The organism is Vibrio sp. 1249-1 (assembly GCF_033340495.1).
In genome coordinates, this window is record NZ_JAWOWJ010001181.1 from 1 (window position 1) to 515 (window position 515).

Here is a 515-nt window from a genome sequence, read left to right on the forward strand (position 1 = left end):
TGATTAATGCTGGCGTTCATGTGCCAAGGCCAATTGCTGCGAGAGCTGTGAAATCTGGATTGACATATCAGGCCGATTTATTGAGTGAGCGCATTCCTAACGCAAGAGACCTGGTCAGTATCTTGCAGGAAAAACCGTTACCGGAAGGAATGTATCAAAAAATAGGGCAAGAAATTGCCAAAATGCACAACGCTGGCGTTAATCACACAGACCTGAATATCCACAACATCTTGATCGATGACAAAGATAAAGTGTGGATTATTGATTTTGATAAGTGCCGCAAACAAGAGCACGGCGACTGGAAAAAGCAAAACTTAGAAAGGCTTCTTCGCTCATTCAAAAAAGAACTGCTCAAACGCCAAATCATTTGGCAAGCGTCCGATTTTGATCATGTACAAAAAAGTTATACTGAAAATACGTAAAGTGAGCTTTTTGTCAGTTATTCGTGAGACAATCCAATCGCGCATTTCGGTACACCCACTAAAAGTACCCATTAAAGTAGGTAACATTTGCAA

1 protein-coding gene is annotated in these 515 nt (G+C 41.0%); it reads left to right on the forward strand.

The window, feature by feature from the left end; genetic code table 11:
* A partial coding sequence (locus R7Z50_RS31140; protein WP_318150233.1) for a 3-deoxy-D-manno-octulosonic acid kinase occupies positions 1–422 on the forward strand: 422 nt, incomplete at its 5' end.
* Between the last annotated feature and the right edge of the window lie 93 nt (positions 423–515).